This window comes from Parafrankia irregularis, from assembly GCF_001536285.1.
Taxonomy (GTDB): Bacteria; Actinomycetota; Actinomycetes; order Frankiales; family Frankiaceae; genus Parafrankia; species Parafrankia irregularis.
Genome location: NZ_FAOZ01000008.1, coordinates 292,090 through 305,856, shown reverse-complemented (window position 1 = coordinate 305,856; position 13,767 = coordinate 292,090). Strand labels below are relative to the sequence as shown.

The window sequence follows — 13,767 nt, the reverse complement described above, 5'->3', positions numbered from 1 at the left end:
CCGGGCACCCGGACGCGTTGAGTCCTGTGCCGGTTCGGGGAGTGCGGCTACTTCCCGCCGCGGAGCCGCCCGGCGCCGCGCGGATCAGGTGCGAGTGCGTGCACCGACGAGACTTCCGGCCGGAAGCGGCCGGGCGAACCAGGGCGAAGTCCGGCGATGTGTGCTCGGCGGCACGCTAAGGCCGCCGCAAGCGCGGAGTCAAGAGTTCCGGACGAGAGTCGTCCGGATCAATACGGGGGTCGGGAGCCCGGGGTCCGGAATCCGGAGTCCGGAGTCCGGAGTCCGGCCGCGATCAGCTGATCGCGGCGCGGGCGTGGACCCCCGCCAGGACCAGATCCACGACCTCCTCCGCGTAGGCGTCCCGCCGGGCGTGCCAGACGTCGGTCTTGTCCGACGGCAGGAGGAGGAAGTTGTGGATGATGGTCCCGCGGACCGCGTCGACGATCATTTCGGGGCGGGTGCCGTGCGGGAGCTCGCCCCGCTCGATCGCGCGGTTCACCCCCTCCCGGACCAGCGCGCGGCTGCGCCGCCTGCCCGGGTCGATGTCCGGGAAGGCGACGTCTCCCGTGTACAGCTTGGTGTCCAGGAGGAGCCGGATCTCCGCGATCCCCGCGGGCTGGTCCAGGCGGTCGAGCAGGGCCAGGGCCAGCGCGAGGAGGTCGCCGCGGATGCTGCCCGTGTCCGGAAGCTCGACGAGGTCCGGCTGCGTCGCCGCGAAGGCGCTGGAGAGGATCTCCATCTTGGAGGACCAGCGGCGGTAGATGGCGGCCTTGCCGACGCCGGCACGGGCCGCGATCGCGTCGAAGGTGAAGCCTGACCAACCCACCTCGGCGTAGATCTGGATCGCCGCGCCGGTGACCTTCTCCTCGATGGTCGGATCCACGGGACGACCGATACGGCGCCTGGGAGGGGTGGACATCGCCCCACCATCCCACAGCCCCACATGATCGGTTGATCACGTGGGTGTCCCCCCTGGTGCACGATCCGACGGTGGTGGCCATGGCCGGGCGCGGGTCCTGGGCCGTCTTGACGCCGGCTGGTCGGTCGAATACTTTGCGCCTATTACAGAACGAGTTCGTCTGAAATCTCACCCTTAATGGGCGCGGCGAAGCGGAGGCGTCATGGCGATCGCCATCAGCGACGAGCACCAGGAGATCGCGCGTACAACGCGGGCCTGTCTGGAGAGCCACGGGGCGCGGGCCGCGGGCCGGGAACTGCTGAACGCGCCGCCCACAACGGTGCCGGACTTCTGGAAGGGACTCGCCTCCCTGGGCCTGCTCGGCCTGCACCTCCCAGAGGAGTTCGGCGGCGGCGGGGCGGGGCTGCCGGAACTCGTCGCCGTGGTCGAGGAACTCGGCCGGGCGCTCGCCCCCGGCCCGGTGCTGCCGACGCTGGCGGTCTCCGCGGTCATCGCGGCCAAGGGCAGCCCGGACCTGCGTGCCCGGCTGCTGCCCGGCCTCGCCGGTGGCGAGACGGTGGCGGCGATCGGCCTCGGCGGGACGCTGACGCGTGGCGGCGACGTGCTTACCGGTGATGCCGGTGCCGTGCTCGGCGGCGCCCTGGCCGAGATCGTGCTGGTCGCGGTCGGCGACGACCTGATGCTGATCTCGACCGCCGCATCAGGGGTCACGGTCGAGGTACCGGCGTCGAACCTCGACCGTTCCCGCCCGTCAGCGCGGCTGCGCCTCGACAACGTCCCGATCGCCACCGACGCCGTCCTCGCCGGGGCCCGCCCCTTCGCGCAGGCGCTCGTCCGTACGCTGGTCGCCGCCGAGGCGGTCGGCGGTGCCCATGAATGCGTGACGGCCGCGACCGAGTACGCGAAGGTCCGCGAGCAGTTCGGCCGCACGATCGGCACCTTCCAGGCAGTCAAGCACCACCTGGCGAACATGCTGGTCGCGGCCGAGCTCGGTACCGCGGCGACCTGGGACGCGGCGCGGGCCGCCGCGGGCTCCCAGGACGAGTTCGTGCTGGCCGCGGCGGCTGCGGCAGCGCTTGCCATGCCGGCCTTCGTCACCAACGCGGAGCGCAACACCCAGCTGCACGGCGGCATCGGCTTCACCTGGGAGCACGACGCCCACCTGCTGCAGCGGCGCGCCGTGGTGCTCAGCGCCCTGTTCTCACCGATCGCGGCGGCGGCCGACGTCACCCGCCTGAGCGCGGCCGGGGTGACCCGCTCGACGGCTCTCGACCTGCCGCCCGAGGTCGAGGCGGAGCGACCGCGCGTCCGGAGGCTCGCGGCCGAGCTCGCCGCGCTGCCCGCGGCCGAGCAGCGCCAGCGCCTCATCGAGACCGGCTACGTGCAGCCGCACTGGCCGAAGCCGTGGGGCATCGAGGCTCCCGCCGGCCTGCAGCTGGTGATCGAGGAGGAGTTCGGCGCCGCCGGCGTCGCGCGGGTGAACCTGTCGATCACCGGCTGGGTCATCCTCACCCTGATCCAGCACGGCAGCTCCGACCAGGTCGAACGGTGGGTCCGGGCCGCGCTGGCCGGGGACGAGATCTGGTGCCAGCTGTTCAGCGAGCCGGCCGCCGGCTCCGACGCCGCCGCCGTGCGGACCTCGGCGGTGCGGGCCGACGGGGGCTGGGTGGTCAACGGCCAGAAGGTCTGGACCTCCGACGCGCACCGGGCCCGCTGGGGCCTGGCCACGGTGCGCACCGAGCGCGGGGCCGGCAAGCACCAGGGCATCACCACCCTGGTGATCGACATGACCGCGCCCGGGGTGGAGATCCGCCCGCTGCGCCAGAGCACCGGCGACAGCATGTTCAACGAGGTCTTCTTCACGGACGTCTTCGTCCCGGACGCCGACGTCGTCGGGGTCCCGGGAGCGGGCTGGACGGTTGCCCGCGCGACTCTCGGCAACGAGCGGGTCAGCCTCGGTGGCAGCGTCGACATGATGGGATCGGTCGACTACCTCGACCTGTACCGGGCGCACGGTCACCGGCTGCCCGGCGCCGAGTCCCGGATCGGCGCGCATCTGGCCGAGAACCTCGCGCTGCGCCAGCTGAACCTGCGCCGCGCCGAGCGGGCGGTCGCCGGTGGCGCCCCAGGGCCGGAGGGCAACATCACCAAGCTGGTCGTCGCCGAGCACGCGCAGCGAACCGCGACCCTGGCCGCCGACCTCGTCGGTGAACAGACCGCGTTCAGCGACGAGCTCGGCGGCGTCGGATGGCGCCAGCTGATCTCCCGCGCGGCGACGATCGCGGGCGGAACCTCGGAGATCGCCCGCAACCAGATCGCGGAACGCATTCTCGGCCTGCCGCGCGACCCGCTGGCGATCTGAACCGTTCCCGCCGACCGGCGCACGCCGCGGCCCCGCGTGCGCCCTGACCTGGGCTGGCCAGACGGGTGCCGCCGGTCGTCATTCCGGGGTCGTCATTCCGGTTCGTCGTAGTCGTGCAGGGGCGGCGGGCCGGCCGTCGGCGGGCGTGGCTCGGTCGGCCGATCGGCGATCTGGTCCCGCAGCTGGGTGAGGTTCGCGAGCTCGGCGTACATCCGGCGCAGCACGTAGTCGCCGACCGCGTGGGAGTGACGCAGCCGCGTCACGCTGTCCAGGCGGACCTCACGGGCTCGCCGGCGGCCCCACTGCAGCTCGTCGATCGCGGCCCGGGTCCGCTCCAGGTGCTGGTCGAGCAGCCGCACGATCTGTTCCGGCTCGCCCTCCGCACCCAGCCACACCCGCAGAAGGACGGAATCCTTGACGACGACGGGCTCGTCGTCGGGCAGGTCGTCCAGCCAGCCGCGCAGCACCGCCCGGCCCGCTGGGGTGATCTCATGGACGACGGTGTGCCGGGCCCGCGGCGCCGGCACCACCTCGGCGGTGACGAGCGCCAGCTCGCCGAGGCGGGCCAGCTCCTTGCGGATGTGGCTGACCGCCGGTGCCCAGTAGAAGAACCGCAGGCTGAAGTCCGCGCGGGTCTTGAGCTCGACCGCGGACAACGGCACGTCCGCGACTGCCAACAGCCCGAGTACCGCGTAGCTGGTCGGCGGCAGTCCGGCCGCGTCCCGTCGGGGCACTGCTGCACTCCCTTTCGCACGGCGTCACATCGATGCCGCGCCAGGCTGTCACACGCCGGCCGGTGAGCGACGAGCCCGTCCTTCGTCGGTTCGATGGACGGCAGCTCCGGAACCGGCTGGACGCCGCCGGGTCAGGGGTGTGGAAGATCGGCGCCCGTGGCGAAACGGTCCTCGAGATCGCGTTTGATGACCTTGCCGGACGCGTTGTGGGGAAGCGCGTCGACAACGCGTACCCGGGCGGGGACCTTGAAGGCGGCCAGCGTGGCCGCAACCCAGTCGCGTACGTCCGCCGGGTCGAGGGTGGTCCCGTCGCGCGGGACCAGTACGGCCAGCACCTCCTGGCCGAGCTTTTCGTGTGGCACCCCGATCACCGCGGCCTCGGCGACGCCCGGATGCTCGATCAGCCGGTTCTCGATCTCGATCGGGTAGATGTTCTCGCCGCCACGGATGATCATGTCGCGCAGGCGGCTCTCCAGGTACATCCGTCATCCTGGCGAGCCGTTCGAGGCGGCGTTCGTCGCCGACCCACCGCGAACGTCCTCGCGGGCCAGTTCGAATGGCGCACCGGGCCCGACGAGCCTCGGGCGAACCGATTCTGGAACTCGGTGAAGGTCGGGCCACCGAAGCATTTCTGCCCTTCCGATCGACGCCGACGGGCCGGCCGGCCTCTGTTCTCGGGCCGGCCGGCGTCTGCTCTCATGAATCCGGCGGTGCGGTCCGGCGGCTGACCAGGCGCCGGACGCCCTGAATGTCGTCAGTAGTCGTCAGTAGTCGTCGGTCGGCTCGAAGAGGCCGGCGAACTCGAGCTTGCCGTCGCGGACCCGGCCGAAGTGCAGCCAGTCGCCCTTGAACAGCTGGTGGTCGAACGGGCCGCCGGCGATGTGGGTGTTCGGGCCGCCGGTGACGGCTGGCATGAAACGGATCCGTTCGATCCCCTCCTTGACGCCCTGGCCGGTCAGGACGGTGGCGCGATGCAGGGCCTCAACGGTGGTGGCAGCCATGTCGTAGGCGAGGCCGGGAATGGCGTTCGGCCACATCCAGGGGTCCTCGCCGTAGCGGGCGACGAACCGCTCGTGGAACCGGTGCATGCGCGGGTTCTCCGGGCACCACTGGTCGATGCCGACCCAGCCTTCCAGCTGTTCGAAGCCCCAGATGTACTGCATGAACGCGGTGGTCATGATCCGCGGCGGATCCCAGTCGATCTTTTCCAGCGCCGCGCGGACCGTCCCGTTCACGACCAGGCCGCCGTAGCCGAGCCAGGCCAGCGCATCGGCCTTCGCATCGCGCAGCAGGGCGAACTTCTCCGCGAGCTCGTCGGTGGTGGTCTTGTTCGTGATCGACTCGACGGCGGCGACCGAGATGCCGAGCCGGCGGCACTCCTGGTGGAAGAACCGGACGTACTCGGGGCTGATCGGCGACCAGGGCATGACGACCGCCACGCGGCGGTGACCCTCGCGCTTCAGCCAGTTGACCATCAACGCGGGGTCGCCACCGACGTCACCGTTGCCGAGCCTGAAGCAGTACTCGCCGTGGAACGCGTCCGTTCCGCACATACTGATGAGCGGGACCTTCCGGGCGTTCGCGTGCTCGGCCAGCGCCATCGCCGAGTCGGTGTAGTTGGCGCCGACCACCGCCAGGCAGCCGGCGTCCACCAGCCGGTTGAACGCGTCGATGCCGCCCTTGGCGGTGCCCTGGGGCAGGCCCGCGTTGTCCTCGAAGAGGAACTCGTAGCGGCGGTCGAGCAGGCCGCGCTCGATGCCCTCGTCGAAGGCCATCTGGATTTCTCGCTTGAAACGCTGCCATTCCATGCCCAGCCAGCCGATCCTGATCGGCTCGAGGCGCAGCCAGCGGTCCTCGATCGACGTCGTCATCGTCCGTACTCCGTCCTGTTCGGTCTGACGCTGGTTCCGGCTTTTCATCGGTCGTGTCCGGCGAGGTGGGTGGTTGTAACAACGCGGGTCATCGGTCGAATGCGGTGAGGGCGTCGTGGTCAGCCGCGGCGGTACCCAGCCGCGTCAGCAGCAGGCTGGTGACCGCCGGGTCGACCTTGAGGGTGATGGCCCACAGGTAGAGGCCATGGATGATGCCGCGCCCGATCCCCGGCCAGACGGCGTTGTCAGGCGGCGCCTCGACCCCGGCCGCCCGAAGCCGGTCGAGGTAGTGCGCGACGAGGTCCCGTTCGGTCCGGCGGCGGTCGGAGACGGTCAGCGCGGATGCGATGTGGTAGCCGACGTCGAGGTACCACGGCCCGCGCTGGACCAGCTGCCAGTCGAGGAAGGACGGCCGGCCCGCGCCGTCGAGGAAGACGTTCCCGACATGGGCGTCGCCGTGGATCACGCACCAGGGCTCGTCGTCCTGCGCGGTCAGCGTGGCGAGCGACCGGTAGGCGCGCACCAGCCGATCGGCGTCGCGCACCTCCGCTGGCACGCCGGCGCCGATCGGCCCGTCGAAGTTGACCCGGATGTCGTCCACCCCGCGCAGCTGGAGGTAGCTGGTCAGCCGCGGGGCGAGCCACTCGGTGGTGGCGAGGTCGGCGGCACCCCAGGTCGAGGCATGCAGCGTGGCGAGCTGCGCAAGGCTCTCGGCGGCCTGGTCGGGCGTGTAGTCGCTACGTGCGTCGAGGAACTCCGCGCCTTCGACGATCACATCCTCGGTGATGACGACGCCCTGCCGCTCCCGCGGGTCGACGTCGGCGTAGACGCTGCGCAGCGTGCGTACGCCCGATCTGGCCGCGACGTCACGGTAGAAGCAGGCCTCCGGAATCCCCGCGTGCCGGAACGCGTGGCCTGCCTCGGTGAAGTAGCCCTTGCCGCACAGATCGGGGGAGAGCCCTGCCGGGACACCGTCCGCGCACTCGATCCGGAACCGGGCGTTGGTGGCGATCCGGCTGATCACGGATCCTGGCGTGACCGCGGTGACGGCGATGCCGGGGAACCGGGCGCCGAGCGCGCCGGTCAGCCAGTCCGGCGACAGCATCTCGTCGAGCGTGCCGGGAACGGGAACGGTCATGCGTAGCCTCTCTTGTCGCTGCTGCCGCTGTCGCTGTCGCCGCGGTCCGGCCTCGGTGGGCTGGCGGTGGACGGCTGCTCCGTGGGTGCCGTGCGCAGCCGCGGGGCGATGTCCGTCATGAGATGCAGGAGCAGGTCGTCACCGCCGTCACGGACGGCCGGCAGGAGCACCAGGTGGCGGGCGCCGGCTCGGATGTAGTCGTGCAGCCGTGCCTCCACCTGCGCCGGGGTCCCGGCGACGGCGACTCGGTCGACCATCGGCAGGAAGTCCTGCCGGTAGGTCCCGCCGAGAAACTCCGCCGCGCGCCGCCGGGCGACCTCGTTGTCGTCGTCGACCACGACCGGCAGGTACGCCGCCCAGACGAAACCGTCCAGGGTACGGCCGGCCGCATGTGCCTCGGCTCGGACGATGTCGACGGACCGCCGGTAGCGCTCGGCGGAGTACAGGTAGGGCATCCAGCCGTCGCCCAGCCGGGCGGCGCGGCGCATCGCCGGCTCCCGGCGGCCGGCGACGATGACCGGCGGCCCACCCGGCTGGCACGGTGGCGGGCCGATCCGTACGCCCGTCATCGGGAAAAGCGGGCCCGGCCGGTCGACCGGGGTGCCGCCCCACAGATCACGCAGCACCCCGATCGCCTCGTCGGTACGGCGGCCCCGACCGGCCAGCGGCACCCCGCAGGCGTCGAACTCGGCCGGGTACTCGCCGCCGACTCCGATCCCGAGCGCGATCCGGCCGTCGGTGGCCGTGTCGAGATCGGCGATCTGCTTGGCGACGATGGCGGGTTGGTACAGCGGCAGGAGCAGGACCGCTGTGCCGATCACGGCCCGTTCCGCCTGCGCGCTCAGCCGGGCCAGCCACGCCATCGCCTCCGGGCTCTGGTTCGGCGAGGCGACATGCCCGCCGACCCAGAGCGTGTCCGCGCCCGCCGCTTCCAGCGCGGCGACCCCGGCCCGGGACCGCGGTGCCACACAGCCGACCGTCACCTCGCCGCCCGTGAGCAGGTCGCGTGCCTGTCGAGTCCGCGGCGTCTGTCGCGCCGCCGAGTCTGTCGCATCCATGATGGGCCGCTGGTCGGTCGATGGTCAGCTGCTGGGCAGCGGGGCGCCGCAGGACAGCTTCAGGGTCTCGACGTATTTCTTGTCCTGCAGCTTGACCGTGCTGGCACACGGCGCCGAGATGGTGTGGTTGAGCGGCCACTGCGTCTCGGCGAGCGCGCCGTCCCGGTGGAAGGTGTAGCCACCGCCGTTGATGGTCTTCAACAGATTGTCGACGGTGAGGTCCTTGCCGGTTTTGGCCACCGCGTCGAGGAAGAAGTCGGCAGACCAGTAACCGGCCATCGCGACCAGCCCTACCGCCTGGTCCGGGGCGTACTTGGCGAAGTCGGCCTCGAGCTGCTCCATCGCGGGCGAGTCAGTCTGTGTCGATGACCACTGGAGCAGCGTGTAGGTGCCCTGGAGCCCTGCGTACCCCTCCAGCCGTGGGTCGTAGCCGACGGCGCTCAGGACCGCGCCCTGGTAGCCGGCGGCGGCGAGTGCCTCGGCGATCTTCGCGGTCGGCCCGAAGTCCGTGGTCAGCACGACCAGGTCGGGCGGCGCGCCACCGTCGGCGCTCATGACGTCCCCGATGATCGGGGTGGCGTCGGCCAGCCCGGCTGCCGGTACCGGGCTCTTGTCGTAGACGACCTCCATCCCGGACTGCTCGAAGGACCTGGTGATGCTCGCGAGACCGAGACGTGCGTTGTCCTGGTCGGTCCCGATGGCCGCGACGCTGCCGCCGGTGGCCTTGTCACCGAGAATCGACCGCCCGACCATGCCCCACGCCGAGCTGGTGCTGTGCCCCGAGCTGGGAACCAGGCAGCCGGTGATACCGAAGCCGATCGCGGTGTCGCAGTACGCCTCCTGGGTGCCCCAGCCGAAGTAGGGCACGCCGTCGTTGCAGAAGGTGTCCCGATAGTTGGGCGAGCGGACCATCGTCGGAACGGCCGCGAAGACGTTTTCGTTGACGAGTGCCTTGGCCTGGGAGACGTTGCGGGCCGGGTCGCTTCCGTCGTCGAGGGTGCCCACATAGTTGATCTTTCGGCCGTTCACGCCGCCCTCGGCGTTGGCACGGTCGAACCGGACCTTCGCCCCGGCCTCGGCAGCCGCGAGCGCCACCCCGGCGGCGCTGGTCATGCTCAACAGGCCACCGACCCGGATCTCGGTGTCGGTCACGCCGCGGGCCTGCGGGCCGCCCGGGTCGGCGCATTTCAGGCTGGCCGGGTCCACGGAAAGGCCCGTGTTGTCCCAGCCGGTGGCCGGTCCCGGGTCGAACATCTTCTGATCGATCGCCGTTGTGGCAGCGGAGTCGTCTCCGCCGCCACATGCGGCGATGCCGAGTAAGAGAACACTGGCGATGACCAGGCCGGTCCTGGATCGTCTCATCGGTTCCTCCGTGGGCGTTCAGGTGCGGGAAGCGGGTTTCAGGTGCCCCTGCCGAGGCGCGGAAGGGGACGCGGGTCCGGAGAACTACGGGAGCCCCGGGCCATGGGGGGTGACGGTCGATCGGGGTGTCAGGGCTGGAACCGATTCCGGAGGACGGGCTTGGCGATCTTCCCCATGTCGGTGCGGGGAAGGACGTCGACGATCTCGACCTGTTCCGGGATCTTGTAGCGGGCGAGGCCGGCGTCTTCGCAGTGGCGGGCCAGGTCGGTGAGGCCGACCGGGGCCGCCCCGGGAACAAGGGTGATCACCGCACAGCAGCGTTCGCCGGTACGTGGGTCGGGCAGTCCGATGACGGCGACCTCGCCGACCGCCGGATGGGTGGCGATGACCTCCTCGACCTCGCTCGCCGAGATGTTCTCGGCGTTGCGGATCACGATGTCCTTGCGCCGGCCGGAGATCCGGACATGCCCACGCGGGCCGACGACGCCGACATCGCCGGTGCGGAAGAAGCCGTCCGGGTCGAACAGCTCCGCCGGGCGTGACCGCCGCTCGCCGATCGGCCGCCGACGGCCCGCACCCGACTCGGCCGCGGCGAGGTAGCCCGCGAACATCTGCGGGCCGCGGACCAGCAGCTCGCCGTCGACGCCGGCCGGGCAGTCCAGGCCGTCCGGCCCGACGACGCGCATCTCGACGCCGGGCGTCGCGCGGCCCTCGGTGCGGGCCAGGTCGTCGTCGGTGTCGTCCAGGGCGCCGTGGGTGGCGAGCGGGAACTCGGTCATGCCCCAGCTCGACACCAGGCCACGTCCACCGAGCCCGTCGGCGATCTCCCGGTGCAGGCCGGCGGGTTTGGCCGCGCCACCGCTGACCGCCACCCGCAGCCGCGGGAACAGGGCCGCGGCAGCGCCGTCCGCGTCGCCGCGGTGCTGGTCGCCGCGGTGCTGGTCGCTGTGGTGCTGGTCGGCCTGGGCCGCGAGGTACGCCCGTAGGAACGGTGTCGCCGAGCCCAGGATGGTCGCGCCGTGCGCCGCCATCGTCAGCGGGCTGGTCGCCGGGTCGAAGGTGTCCACCAGCAGCAGCCGCGTACCGGACGCCAGGGCGGCGGCGAGCATGACGGTGCCGCCGATGTGCCCGATCGGGAAGGCGATCGGGTAGACGTCGTCCGGGCCGAGGCGCATCGCGGTGACCGAGCCGGCCGCGGCGGCCATCACCGAGGCGTCGGTGTGCAGCACGCCTTTCGGTGCTGCCGTCGTCCCGGATGTGTAGTAGATCCAGCGGATCTCCTGCTCCACACCGACCGTGAGCGGTGGGGGAGGCGGGAGTGGGCTGCGGGCCGTCGGGAGGCCGAGCTCGCCGGCAGCGGCGGCGGCGCGGTGGTCGACCACGAGGATGCGGGAGCCACGGGTGGCACCGATCGCGGTGGCCATCGCCTGGTGGTCGAACCCGCGCCAGGTCGGTGGGACGGCCAGCAGGGTGGTGCCGACCTGCTCGACGATGAACGAGACCTCGCGCTCGCGCAGCGTGGGCACAATCGGGTTCTGGCTGACCCCGAGCCGTGCGCAGGCCACGGCCAGCACCACCGCCTCCAGGGAGGTCGGCAGCTGCCAGCTCACCACCGAGTCGTGGCCGACCCCCAGGTCCAGCAGCCCGCCGGCGGTGGCCGCCGCCGCGTCGCGCAGCCCGGCGGCGGTGAGGCTGCGGCCGAGGTCGTCGAGCAGGAGGGGAACGTCCGGCGTCGCGTCGGCACGTCGCCGCACGAGCTGCCAGAGGGTGGCGGCGGCCAGACCGGGGGCGGCGGAAACCGGTGTGGTGGAAGCCGGTATCGGTAACGCGGCGCTGGTCATCGGGGCAGCCTCCGTCCGGTCCTCACAGCACAGCTCCGTCGATCTTGAGTTGGACGATGTCGTCCCAGCTGTAGCCGTGCTCCAGCAGGACCTGTTCGGTGTGCTCGCCGTGGCCGGGGGCCGGTGCGAGCGCCGGAGCGACGCCGTCGAACTGCGCGGGGCTGGCCACCAGCGGGTAGGAGACGGCGTCCTTCTGGACGGTGGTGACGAAGTTGTTCGCGCGTACCTGCGGGTCGTCGGCCGCCTCCCGGGCGGTCTGCACCAGCGACCAGGGGGTGGCGATCTTCTCCAGCAGCGTGATCCATTCGACGAGGTCGCGGGAGGCGAAGATCTCGTCGAGGACGGCGATGCAGGCCGGCGCGTTCTCCGCGCGGGCGGCGGCGGTCGCGAACCGCGGGTCCGTGAGCAGGTCGGTGCGGTCGACGGTCTCGCAGAAGCGGTCGAAGTGCTTCTCCGTCTGGATGCCGGAGAGGTAGACGAGCCTTCTGTCCCGGGTGGTGTAGGCGGCGACGAACGGGTTCGGCAGCTCGTGGTGGCGGTTGCGGGGGATCGCGTCGACGTCGTAGAGCTGGCTCGCGACCACGCCGGGCCCGAACATCCACATGCCGGAGGAGAGCAGCGAGACGTCGACGACCCCACCGCGGCCGGTGCGCTCTCGCCGGAAGAGCGCGGCCGCGATGCCGCCAGCCAGAAACGCGCCCGAGGCGAGGTCGCCGAGCGCCGGGCCGGGCTGCGGGACGAACTCGTCACTCACCTGGCTGGCCGCGTGGGCCATCCCGGTGCGCGCCCAGAAGTCGGTGTGGTCGAAGCCGCCGGCGTCACGTTCCGGCCCTGCCGGCCCGTGCGCGCTCGCCCGGGCGTAGACGAGGTTCGGGTTGATCGCGGTGAGGTCCTCGGCGTCCACCCGGAACCGGCGGCGCGCGTCCGGGAGCAGGTTGGTGATGAAGACGTCGGCGCCGCGCGCCAGCTCCGCCACGATCCTCCGGCCCTGTTTCGTGCGCTGGTCCACGCCGATGCAGCGCTTCCCGCGGTTCGTGATCTCCCACATGAACGCGACGCCCACCTCGCGCTCCGGCAGACCGGCGATGATGTTGCCGCTCATCGGGTCGCGCACGTCGGGGGGAACAATCTTGATGACGTCGGCGCCCCAGTCGGCGAGTACGGCGCCGGCGGACGGCGCGAACGCGTACATCGACGCCTCGATGACGCGCACTCCGGCAAGCAGGTCGTAGGGCATGACTCTCCGGTTTCTCGTCGGTTCCTCGTCGCGGGATCAGGAGCGGCGGACGAGGAACGAAGAAGGAGGAACGCAGAACGAACTCAGACGCGCAGCAGACCGCGCAGGTTCGTTTCGGCGATCTTCACGGCGTCCGCGTCGGGCACGTCCGCGAGGGCCTTCTCCAGGTAGGCGCGGTTGTTCGGCCACAGCCCGTCCCCGTGCGGGAAGTCGCCTTCGAACAGCAGGTTGTCGACCGGGACGTCGGCGAGGCTGCGCAGCGCGAACCGCTCGTCGACGAGGCAGACGTACATGTGCTCGGCGAACACCTCACGGGGCGACCGGGTGGCCTTGACGCCGGCCTGGCCGATGGAGGTGTCCTGGCTCAGGCGGCCGTCGTGAAACGCCTTCTCCGCCCGCTCGAGAATGTAGGGAATCCACCCGGCGCCGCCCTCGGAGAGGATGACCTTAAGTCGGGGGAAGCGCTCCAGAATGCCGGCGAACAGCCAGTCGACGCCGGCCATCATCGAGTTCACGCCGTTGAGCGCGACGAGCACCGTCGGCGGGGCGTCCGCGGAGGTCGTGACAAGCCGGGACGAGCTCCCGATGTGCATGCAGATGGGAATGCCGGCCTCGTTCGCCACCGCCCACAGCGGATCCCAGTGGTCGGTGTGGACCGAGGGAAGGCCGAGCACGGTCGGGTTCTCCGAGAAGGCGATCGCCCGCGCGCCCTTGGCGAGCACCCGCTTCAGCTCCTCGACGGCCTTCTCGACGTCGAACAGCGGGAGAATGACGGCGCCGAAGAGGCGCTCGGGGTCGGTCGCGCACCACTCGTCGAGCAGGTAGTCGTTGTAGGTGCGCAGGCAGGCGAGCCCCAGCTCCAGGTCGGTGACGTTCAGGAAGAAGCGGTGCCCGGCGAACCGCGCGTAGTTCGGGAAGCAGAGCTGGCCCCACGTCCCGTCGATGTCCATGTCCTTCAGCCGCTCGACCGGGTCGTAGCAGCCGGGACGTATCTCGTCGAAGCGGGCGGTGCCGGGCGCCGGTGGGTAGCCGGCCTCGGAGAAGCCGGGCAGCGCACGACAGGAGCCCATCGGGATGTAGGTGTGCTCACCCTCGTAGAGCCAGGCCTGCCGGCCGTCGACCTCCACGATCTTCGGGCAGCCGTCGCGGTACTTCGCCGGGACGCGGTCGACCCACAGGTGGGCCGGTTCGATCAGATGGTCGTCCGCCGACATGATTCGGGTGGTCGTTGGCAACATGTGCACT

At 71.4% G+C, this 13,767-nt stretch carries 11 protein-coding genes; 1 reads left to right on the top strand and 10 read right to left on the bottom strand.

The window, feature by feature from the left end:
• Positions 1–292 precede the first annotated feature (292 nt).
• Positions 293–919 (bottom strand): TetR/AcrR family transcriptional regulator, encoded by a 627-nt coding sequence (locus tag AWX74_RS15990; protein ID WP_091277375.1) that lies wholly within the window; start codon positions 917–919, stop codon positions 293–295.
• 202 nt (positions 920–1,121) lie between these two features.
• On the opposite strand from AWX74_RS15990, the gene AWX74_RS15985 reads away from it, so the two are divergent.
• Positions 1,122–3,281 (top strand): acyl-CoA dehydrogenase family protein, encoded by a 2,160-nt coding sequence (locus AWX74_RS15985; protein WP_091277373.1) that lies wholly within the window; start codon positions 1,122–1,124, stop codon positions 3,279–3,281.
• Positions 3,282–3,373: 92 nt separating this feature from the next.
• Here AWX74_RS15985 and AWX74_RS15980 read toward each other — a convergent pair whose 3' ends face one another.
• The 9 genes from AWX74_RS15980 to AWX74_RS15940 form a co-directional block, all read right to left on the bottom strand.
• Positions 3,374–4,015: a PadR family transcriptional regulator gene (locus AWX74_RS15980; RefSeq protein ID WP_091277371.1), complete on the bottom strand. Its 642-nt coding sequence runs from the start codon at positions 4,013–4,015 to the stop codon at positions 3,374–3,376.
• Positions 4,016–4,146: 131 nt separating this feature from the next.
• Positions 4,147–4,497: a class I adenylate-forming enzyme family protein gene (locus AWX74_RS15975; protein WP_226930774.1), complete on the bottom strand. Its 351-nt coding sequence runs from the start codon at positions 4,495–4,497 to the stop codon at positions 4,147–4,149.
• A gap of 282 nt (positions 4,498–4,779) precedes the next feature.
• Positions 4,780–5,886, bottom strand: a complete 1,107-nt coding sequence (locus AWX74_RS15970) for an ABC transporter substrate-binding protein (RefSeq protein ID WP_091277547.1) — start codon at positions 5,884–5,886, stop codon at positions 4,780–4,782.
• A gap of 88 nt (positions 5,887–5,974) precedes the next feature.
• A complete protein-coding gene (locus AWX74_RS15965) occupies positions 5,975–7,024 on the bottom strand; it encodes an aminoglycoside phosphotransferase family protein (protein WP_091277369.1) in 1,050 nt (349 codons plus the stop codon).
• Entirely contained in the window at positions 7,021–8,082 is a 1,062-nt protein-coding gene (locus AWX74_RS15960) for an LLM class flavin-dependent oxidoreductase (RefSeq protein WP_091277367.1), read from the bottom strand. The genes AWX74_RS15965 and AWX74_RS15960 overlap by 4 nt, the downstream gene beginning before the upstream one ends.
• A gap of 24 nt (positions 8,083–8,106) precedes the next feature.
• Positions 8,107–9,444 (bottom strand): ABC transporter substrate-binding protein, encoded by a 1,338-nt coding sequence (locus AWX74_RS15955; RefSeq protein WP_091277365.1) that lies wholly within the window; start codon positions 9,442–9,444, stop codon positions 8,107–8,109.
• 128 nt (positions 9,445–9,572) lie between these two features.
• On the bottom strand, positions 9,573–11,285 hold the full coding sequence (locus AWX74_RS15950) for a class I adenylate-forming enzyme family protein (RefSeq protein WP_091277363.1): 1,713 nt from the start codon (positions 11,283–11,285) through the stop codon (positions 9,573–9,575).
• Between the two features lie 22 nt (positions 11,286–11,307).
• A complete protein-coding gene (locus AWX74_RS15945) occupies positions 11,308–12,522 on the bottom strand; it encodes a CaiB/BaiF CoA transferase family protein (RefSeq protein WP_091277361.1) in 1,215 nt (404 codons plus the stop codon).
• A gap of 83 nt (positions 12,523–12,605) precedes the next feature.
• Entirely contained in the window at positions 12,606–13,760 is a 1,155-nt protein-coding gene (locus tag AWX74_RS15940) for an amidohydrolase family protein (protein ID WP_091277359.1), read from the bottom strand.
• Positions 13,761–13,767 lie beyond the last annotated feature (7 nt).

Excerpts from the sequence above, each read along its gene's own strand:
- AWX74_RS15940 (WP_091277359.1), bottom strand. The coding sequence starts at position 13,760 with ATGTTGCCAACGACCACCCGAATCATGTCGGCGGACGACCATCTGATC.
- AWX74_RS15990 (WP_091277375.1), bottom strand. The coding sequence starts at position 919 with ATGTCCACCCCTCCCAGGCGCCGTATCGGTCGTCCCGTGGATCCGACC.
- AWX74_RS15965 (WP_091277369.1), bottom strand. The coding sequence starts at position 7,024 with ATGACCGTTCCCGTTCCCGGCACGCTCGACGAGATGCTGTCGCCGGAC.
- AWX74_RS15975 (WP_226930774.1), bottom strand. The coding sequence starts at position 4,497 with ATGTACCTGGAGAGCCGCCTGCGCGACATGATCATCCGTGGCGGCGAG.
- AWX74_RS15950 (WP_091277363.1), bottom strand. The coding sequence starts at position 11,285 with ATGACCAGCGCCGCGTTACCGATACCGGCTTCCACCACACCGGTTTCC.
- AWX74_RS15945 (WP_091277361.1), bottom strand. The coding sequence starts at position 12,522 with ATGCCCTACGACCTGCTTGCCGGAGTGCGCGTCATCGAGGCGTCGATG.
- AWX74_RS15960 (WP_091277367.1), bottom strand. The coding sequence starts at position 8,082 with ATGGATGCGACAGACTCGGCGGCGCGACAGACGCCGCGGACTCGACAG.
- AWX74_RS15985 (WP_091277373.1), top strand. The coding sequence starts at position 1,122 with ATGGCGATCGCCATCAGCGACGAGCACCAGGAGATCGCGCGTACAACG.
- AWX74_RS15970 (WP_091277547.1), bottom strand. The coding sequence starts at position 5,886 with ATGACGACGTCGATCGAGGACCGCTGGCTGCGCCTCGAGCCGATCAGG.
- AWX74_RS15955 (WP_091277365.1), bottom strand. The coding sequence starts at position 9,444 with ATGAGACGATCCAGGACCGGCCTGGTCATCGCCAGTGTTCTCTTACTC.